Annotated in this window: 3 protein-coding genes; all 3 read left to right on the top strand. The window is 70.4% G+C overall.

Features of this window, described 5'->3' with window-relative positions:
* Window positions 1-478: 478 nt before the first annotated feature.
* The 3 genes from aspS to ACZ63D_RS06450 all read left to right on the top strand — a co-directional run bounded on the left by aspS (window position 479) and on the right by ACZ63D_RS06450 (window position 4473).
* Complete coding sequence (aspS, locus tag ACZ63D_RS06460; protein ID WP_465353254.1) at window positions 479-2275, top strand: aspartate--tRNA ligase; 1797 nt, start codon at window positions 479-481, stop codon at window positions 2273-2275.
* Window positions 2275-3216 (top strand): DUF389 domain-containing protein, encoded by a 942-nt coding sequence (locus ACZ63D_RS06455; protein WP_465353253.1) that lies wholly within the window; start codon window positions 2275-2277, stop codon window positions 3214-3216. Before aspS ends, ACZ63D_RS06455 begins: the two co-directional genes overlap by 1 nt.
* A 69-nt stretch (window positions 3217-3285) precedes the next feature.
* Complete coding sequence (locus tag ACZ63D_RS06450; protein ID WP_465353252.1) at window positions 3286-4473, top strand: phosphotransferase; 1188 nt, start codon at window positions 3286-3288, stop codon at window positions 4471-4473.
* Window positions 4474-4919: the final 446 nt, after the last annotated feature.

Below are 4919 nucleotides of genomic sequence, written 5' to 3'. Positions count from 1 at the left end.
GGCGCGGCTCTGGTCTGGCGGTCTGGTTGGTGCCTGGCGCGGCTCTGGTCTGGCGGTCTGGTTGGTGCCTGGCGCGGCTCTGGTCTGGCGGTCTGGTTGGTGCCTGGCGCGGCTCTGGTCTGGCGGTCTGGCTGTGCCCAGCCCTGCCTCCGGTCCGGCGGTCCGGCTGGCACGCAGCCCGCTGCCACTCCGGCAACCAGCTTGAGCAAGCCCGCACCGCCACCTGCGCGGGTGCCACGCCCGGCACTCACCGGTCCAGGCGAGCCCCACCCATCACTCTGGCCCGCCTCACTCCCGGCACCCAAGCCCAGCCAGCCCCGCCACCGCCGATCCCCGCCGCCCACCGGCCCGACCCAAACCTGCCCGCACCCCCGGACACCGGGTTCGTTAGCCTCTGTATCCGGCGAAATGCGTGCTCGGCGAACAGCCGGACACCACGCCGCGCCCGAACCTCGTGGACCTAGGGAGAGCAGTCGCAGTGCTCCGCACTCATCAAGCCGGCACTCTGCGTGCCGGACAGGCCGGTCAGACCGTCACCCTCACCGGCTGGGTGGCGCGGCGGCGCGATCACGGCGGAGTCATCTTCATCGATCTCCGGGACGCCAGCGGCGTCGCGCAGGTCGTGTTCCGCGAGGGCGAGATGGCCGAGCGCGCGCACGCGCTGCGGTCGGAGTTCTGCGTGAAGGTCGTCGGCGAGGTGTCGAAGCGGCCCGAGGGCAACGCGAACCCGGACATCGCCACCGGCGAGATCGAGGTGCTGGCCACCGAGCTGGACGTGCTGTCCGAGGCCGCTCCGCTGCCGTTCCCGATCGACGACCGGGTCGACGTCGGCGAGGAGGTCCGGCTCAAGTACCGCTACCTCGACCTGCGCCGCAGCGGCCCGGCGGCCGCGATCCGGCTGCGCAGCGAGGTCAGCCGCACGGCGCGCGAGGTGCTGCACGCGCAGGACTTCGTCGAGATCGAGACGCCGACGATGACCCGCTCCACCCCGGAAGGCGCCCGCGACTTCCTCGTCCCGGCGCGGCTCAAGCCCGGTTCCTGGTACGCGCTCCCGCAGTCGCCGCAGCTGTTCAAGCAGCTGCTCATGGTCGGCGGCATGGAACGGTACTTCCAGATCGCCCGCTGCTACCGCGACGAGGACTTCCGCGCCGACCGCCAGCCCGAGTTCACGCAGCTCGACATCGAGATGAGCTTCGTCGAGCAGGACGACGTCATCGCGGTCGGCGAAGCGATCGTCAAGGCGCTGTGGAAGCTGATCGGGCACGAGATCGCCACCCCGATCCCGCGGATCACCTACCGCGAGTCGATGGCCAAGTACGGCTCCGACAAGCCGGACCTGCGCTTCGACCTCGAGATCACCGAACTCACCGACTTCTTCTCCGACACGCCGTTCCGCGTGTTCCAGGCCCCGTACGTCGGCGCGGTCGTGATGGCAGGCGGCGCCTCGCAGCCGCGTCGCCAGCTCGACGCCTGGCAGGAGTGGGCGAAGCAGCGCGGCGCGAAGGGCCTGGCGTACGTCCTGGTCAACGAGGACGGCACGCTCGGCGGCCCGGTCGCCAAGAACCTGTCCGAGACCGAGCGCGCGAACGTCGCGGAAGCCGCGGGCGCGAAGCCCGGCGACTGCATTTTCTTCGCCGCGGGCAAGGTTTCCGCCGCGCAGCCGCTGCTCGGCGCCGCGCGCGATGAGATCGGCCGCCGCCTCGGACTGATCGATGAGGACGCCTGGTCGTTCGTGTGGGTGGTGGACGCGCCGCTGTTCGCGCCGGTCGAGGACATCGGCGACGACGTCGCGGTCGGCTCCGGCAAGTGGACCGCCGTGCACCACGCGTTCACCTCGCCGACCCCGGAGTGGATCGACAAGTTCGAGCAGGACCCGGGCAACGCGCTCGCCTACGCCTACGACCTCGTCTGCAACGGCAACGAGATCGGCGGCGGCTCGATCCGTATCCACCGCGAGGACGTCCAGAAGCGCGTGTTCGCGCTGATGGGCCTCGGCGAGGAGGAAGCGCAGGAGAAGTTCGGCTTCCTTCTCGAAGCGTTCCAGTTCGGCGCGCCCCCGCACGGCGGCATCGCGTTCGGCTGGGACCGCATCGTGATGCTTCTGGCCAAGGCCGATTCGCTGCGCGACGTGATCGCGTTCCCGAAGACCGGCGGCGGCTACGACCCGCTCACCGCCGCGCCCGCGCCGATCACCGCGCAGCAGCGCAAGGAAGCCGGGATCGACGCGAAACCGGCTGTCCCGCAGAGCAAACCGGCTGCCGCACCGCAGAAGTAGTGCTGCATCTCAGGGCGATCTGCCCGCCGGAGCGCACGGACGAGACGCTGGAGCTGCTGCGCACCCACCCGGGCGCGGCGCACCTGATCGTGCACCGCGGCGCGTCCGTCTCGCCCGAGGGCGACCTCATCGAGGCGGACGTCGCGCGGGAGGCGGCTGACGACATCGTCGACGCCTTGTGCGCGCTCGGTCTCGACCGCAGCGGCGGCATCACCATGGAATCGCTGGACACGGCGCTTTCCGATGCCGCAGACGCGGCCGAGGAAGCCGCTCCCGGCGAAGGCGCGGACGCGGTCGTGTGGCAGGAGCTGCTCGGCCGCACCGGCGAGGAATCGCGGTGGAACGCCACGTTCCAGGCGTTCCTCGCCATCGCGTGCCTGCTGGCCGCGGTCGGCGTGCTCACCGACTCGTCGGTCACGATCGTCGGCGCGATGGTGGTGGGCCCCGAATTCGGCCCGCTCGCCGCGATCGCGGTCGGCGTGGTGCTGAGCCGCTGGGACCTGGTGCGCCGCGCCGGGGTCGCGCTCGTCGGCGGTTTCCCGGTCGCTATGGCGATCACGCTGCTCGGCGTGCTGCTGGGCAGCTGGGCCGGGCTTTTCGATCCGCACGCGATAGTCAACAACCACCAGGTCGATTTCGTGTATCAAGTCGGACCCGCGTCGTTCGTGGTGGCATTGCTCGCCGGTGCGGCGGGAATGCTCGCGATGACGTCGGCGAAATCGGCCGCGCTGGTCGGCGTGTTCATTTCGGTGACCACGGTGCCCGCGGCCGGGTACGCCATGGTCGCGGCGGTCGCCGGACGGTGGGACCGGGCCGGTTTTTCGGTGCTGCAGCTGCTGGTCAACCTCTTCGGAATCGTTCTTGCTGCGGCCATTGTGCTGATAGTTCGCCGACGCAAGCAACGTTCCGCCGCCTTGCTGCGTCCGCTTTCCCGTGGGTGATCCGGGGCGCGTCCCGGCGCCCGGAACGTTGTGGTCATGGTTGCTCAGTCACGAGTAGGGTCGGTGACAATGACAGTCGACACCTCCTCCGCCGGCGACGCTGGAGTCCGGGCGGAAGCCGGGGAACTCGCCGTCGCCGCGGCCGTCGCGGCGGGCGAGGCGGTGCTCACGCGCCGGTTCGGGAGCGCGATCACGCTGGTCTCCCCGGAACACCTCTCCGGAAGCGGCCCGGCGACGGTCGTGCGGGCAAGGGTCGTCTCTTCCTCGTTCGCACTGCCGCGGACGCTGGTGGTCAAGCACTATCCGGACCCGCCGGAACCCGGCCGGGTCGATCCGTTCGCCCAGGAAGCCGTGAGCTACCAGCTGTTCACCGCACTGGCCCCGGACGAGCGAATGTGCCCCGAACTCCTCGCCCACGACGGCGGCCACCGCGTGCTGGTGATCGAGGACCTGGGCCGCGCGCCCACCCTGCAAGACAAACTGACCGCCCGGGACTCCCGCGCAGCCGAACGCGCGCTGCTCTCGTGGGCCCGCTCGCTGGGCCGTCTGCACGCCAGCACCGCCAGCCGCGAAGCCGACTTCAACGCCCTGCTGCGCCGCCTGGGCGGCCCGGTGCGCACGGACGACGACGGCCTCGCCGGGTTGGCCGACGACGTGGAAGAACTCCTCGCCGAACTGCTCGACGTGCCCGTCCCCGAAGCCGTCCGCGAACGCATCGCCGAAGCCATCGCCCAAGCTCGGTCAGCAGCCTTCCGCGCCTTCAGCCCAGTCGAACTGTCCCCGGAAAACAACCTGGTCACCGGCGCGGGAGTCCGCTTCCTGGACTTCGAACGCGGCCGCGTCCGCACCGCGCTGGTCGACGCCTCCTGCCTGCGCCTGCCATTCGTTTCGGACCCCCGCGCGATGGCGCTGCCCGCAGGCATGAGCGAAGCGATGATCGCCGCCTGGCGAGCCGAAATCGTCGACGTCTGGCCCTCCTTCGCCGACGACGTCGAACTGGCCAAACAACTCACCATCAGCGAAATGCTGCAAGTCTGGCAAATCACCCGAGACCTGCTCCCGCACCTCGACCTGAGCAGGCACGCCACCCCAGTCAGCCGCGAAGCAGCCCTGGTCACGTGGTGGCGCGAACTGGCAAGGCACGCCGGCTACTCCCGCCTGACCGAGGTCGCCGAACACTCCACACGAGTAGCCGCCGCCCTGGCCGCCCGCCTGGGCCCGCACGCCGACCTGGCCTTCTACCCAGCCTTCCGCTGACCTTCGCGCCTCCGCCAAGCCCCGTGAGGGCCACCCTCACTGACTCAGACTCCCTCAGGGTTCCCCTCACGACCCTCGACTGTCTGTGAGGGCCACCTTCACAGACTCAGAGTCCCTCAGGGTTCCCCTCACGACCGCCGCCGCGCGCGTCCTCCAATGTGGCATTAGGTGCGCTCAACGCACCGAACGCCACATTTGGGTGCGTCACATGCACCAATGCCACATTGAGGCGAGCCCCATCCGCGAACCCCAACGAGACCACCCGCCCGAGGCCCGCGCACCCCCTCCGAAACCGCCACCAACTCACCCACCGATCCAGGCACCCAGCCCCCGCCCTGCACCCCGATACGAAGCCTTCTCTGCGGTTCGGGGGGGGGGGGGGGGGGGGGGGGGGGGGGGTTCCGCCCCCCCCCCCACACACCATACAAACACCCCACGCCAGCACC

The organism is Amycolatopsis sp. NPDC104775, from assembly GCF_055583325.1.
Note: the sequence above shows the minus strand (reverse complement) of the source record. Positions and strands in the feature narration are given on the sequence as shown.